4 protein-coding genes are annotated in these 2,812 nt (G+C 38.2%); all 4 read left to right on the forward strand.

Features of this window, described 5'->3' with window-relative positions; all coding sequences use genetic code 11:
• Positions 1-100: 100 nt before the first annotated feature.
• The 4 genes from ABYK33_RS15200 (at position 101) to ABYK33_RS15215 (ending at position 2,688) form a co-directional block, all read left to right on the forward strand.
• On the forward strand, positions 101-610 hold the full coding sequence (locus tag ABYK33_RS15200) for a DUF3592 domain-containing protein (protein WP_373034163.1): 510 nt from the start codon (positions 101-103) through the stop codon (positions 608-610).
• Between the two features lie 37 nt (positions 611-647).
• Complete coding sequence (locus tag ABYK33_RS15205) at positions 648-1,244, forward strand: DUF3592 domain-containing protein (RefSeq protein WP_373034164.1); 597 nt, start codon at positions 648-650, stop codon at positions 1,242-1,244.
• Positions 1,245-1,337: 93 nt separating this feature from the next.
• Positions 1,338-2,093, forward strand: a complete 756-nt coding sequence (locus ABYK33_RS15210; protein ID WP_373034165.1) for a hypothetical protein — start codon at positions 1,338-1,340, stop codon at positions 2,091-2,093.
• Position 2,094: 1 nt separating this feature from the next.
• Positions 2,095-2,688: a hypothetical protein gene (locus ABYK33_RS15215; protein WP_373034166.1), complete on the forward strand. Its 594-nt coding sequence runs from the start codon at positions 2,095-2,097 to the stop codon at positions 2,686-2,688.
• Positions 2,689-2,812 lie beyond the last annotated feature (124 nt).

Genomic DNA, 2,812 nt, shown 5'->3' on the forward strand with positions numbered 1-2,812 from the left:
GAGGTATATCCCAATATGAGGAACCGTCATATGTTTTGCTGATGGTTTGTTACCTTTTCCCTGTGATTATTTTTTCTGTGATATTCGGTGCGAGTCTGACATGATTGAATTCAATAGGAGTTTTTGGTTAGCATTCAGTGCATTTATAGGTATCGCTTTTTTCTCTGTAAAGCTTGCTTTCCTATACTTTGGAATGTATCTGTTATATAAAGCCATATTTTTGAAATACCAATACTTTAGACTTCGCAAATGGAGGCGAGTAGAAGGATCGATAATTGAATGTAAGATTGAATATCAAGCCACTGATCTATGGATGTTGGCCCCAATCTATAACCTTTGCATTAAGTATCGTTATGAAATTGATGGTCAAACGTACTATTCGACAGATTATTCTATATATGAAAAAGATTTGTGGACGACCAATAAGAAAGAATTGGAAATGCGTGTGAAAAAGATGAAGAGGAAAAATCATATTACCGTATTTGTCGATCCTGATAATTACAAAAGTGTTTTGTTCATCGAGATGTTCTCAAATGCCAGAACTTATTTCTACTTCAACTTGGTACTGGGTTTGACGGTGTTTATTGCTGGATTGATGATGGTATTTTAGAAAAGATATGTATTTAAAACAAAACGAAAGCATGGCTATGAATATTGAATTTGAAGAAAAAGACGGACAGTCAAAATATTCGACTCAGATAATGTTGTTGGTACTGGGGCTCATGCTCTCATTCCCCATCTTGCTGTCTGAGTACAACATTGAATTTACTGCAGCTGTTGTGTTTTTTCTGATGCTCTATTTTTCGTACCGGATCATTCGAATAAAGCGGGTCAAAAACTGGCAGAAAGTGCCGTGTCAAATCGAAGCATATAAGATTATTCAGCACCAACGCTATGATCAGGACAACAATATTCCTTCGCTTGACTATGAAGTGTCTATTGCCTACGACTACCGATATCAAGAGGTTCTGTACCGTTCCGAGAGGGTCGGCATCGACACTTCCCAATATCTGTTCAAAAGTGAAGGGATGTTTGAAACGGACGAAGCGTTAAGGGCGAAGAGCATCGACTATTTAAAACGCATACTGGATCAGTCTGAACAGCATGCCTATGTTGATCCGTACAATCCGAAAGAGGCCGTGCTGGACAACCTTGTTAGCACTAAAGGACTGATGCGTTGGGTGGGGTGTCTTTTAATAACGGTTTTGGTCTTTGTCGGAATTATTTATGTAGGAACCATATGACGGATATTATGAACTACAACCTTGTCCATATAGAGCGGAATTTTCAAACGATTTATTTACCGATAAAACATATACTAAAAGTTGATGTGTAAAATGAAGAGACTATTCACAATCATTGTGCTCACTGTAATCATCTTGGGATATTTTTTCCTATTTCAGAATCATGAAAAGTTAGCATGTGATGAGAATTACCCTTTAACAGAGCAATACAACCAACTCAGTAAAGATCATACCTGGAAGCCGGACGTTATATTTGGAAACGACATTATGAGCTATAAAAATGGCATGGAAGATGGAATTTTCGTCACACACGAAGAATCATATAATAAGGCCAAAGATAGAAACGAAACATTCTCATACGTTTCACACTACCAAAACAACAAAAGAGAGGGGGTTTCTCTAAGTTACCAGGATGGAAAGTTATTTGGACTTTCATTTGCTGTTCAAGGAAAACGTGAGGGGATAAATCTTTCCTTTAATAGTGACTTGGTCCCTTCCTTGCTTGAAGTATATGAGAATGATAAGTCTATTGGCATGATCGTGTTCTGGGAAAGTGGCAGTATAAGAGGGATGGAGTTTGATGCAAACAATAAAGTGTCTGAACATGACAGGTCACTTTATCAAAACGGGCAGAAAGGCTATGTAGAGATCGAAGAAGATGGCATCAATTATCGCGTCGTATACAATCAGGAGGGTGAACTCCTGCTAAAGTGGCCGATGGATAATGACGTTTGTAAGGCGAAGTTTTTTAACAAGGGGATACGTGTCGATGTGCCTCTGTTCTTTGATACGAAAGAGTTTGAAGTCATTTATAACAAGATCAAAGATACTGAACGAGGCGGTGCCTGAAATGCGAAAAACACATTCCATTCAAGAAGTGATTGAAAGAGAAAAGACCGCGAATCAAAACAAGAAAAAGACTGACCAACATCATGAAGATACATCTAAACCGAGAAAAAAAAGAACTTCATTTGTCGTGCCGATAATCGCTATGTTACTGGGTCTCTTGATTTTCGTGACGCCTTTTTACTTGCTTTTTGCCAAAATTGGTCAGGGGAGCAGTGAACGCGATCTTGGAAATAATTACCATATCGTAACGTTAGGTGGTTCAGAAGGATGGTGCATTTGGGGAAAAGTCGACAAAGAGTTTGATTCATCAACTCTTGTTATCTGGAATACTGTTCGATACATTGGAGCTAATGACCAATATATAGTCGGGTTAAGAGAAAAAGGAGGCCATCCCATGCACGAAGAATATGGTATAAAGAATCCACAACCATATGGATACTTCATCATCAACAAATACACCGATGAAAAGATTATGGGACTGACAGAAGAAGAGGCCAAAGTAAAGTTTGCTGAGGTCAATATCAGCATGGACCTACTTGAAAAAACCTCAAGGCTTTATCACTGGAAAGGTGAACAGGCCACTCAAAATCAATAATGGAATTGGTGTCTAAAATGAAAAATCTCTATATAAAAACAAAACAAAAAAACAGATACAGGCTAATGCCCCTCTGGTCTCTTCTCTTTTTATTGCCGTTAGTGTTGGGCAATTCGAGTTTAAC

The organism is Sulfurovum sp., from assembly GCF_041562805.1.
GTDB lineage: Bacteria > Campylobacterota > Campylobacteria > Campylobacterales > Sulfurovaceae > Sulfurovum.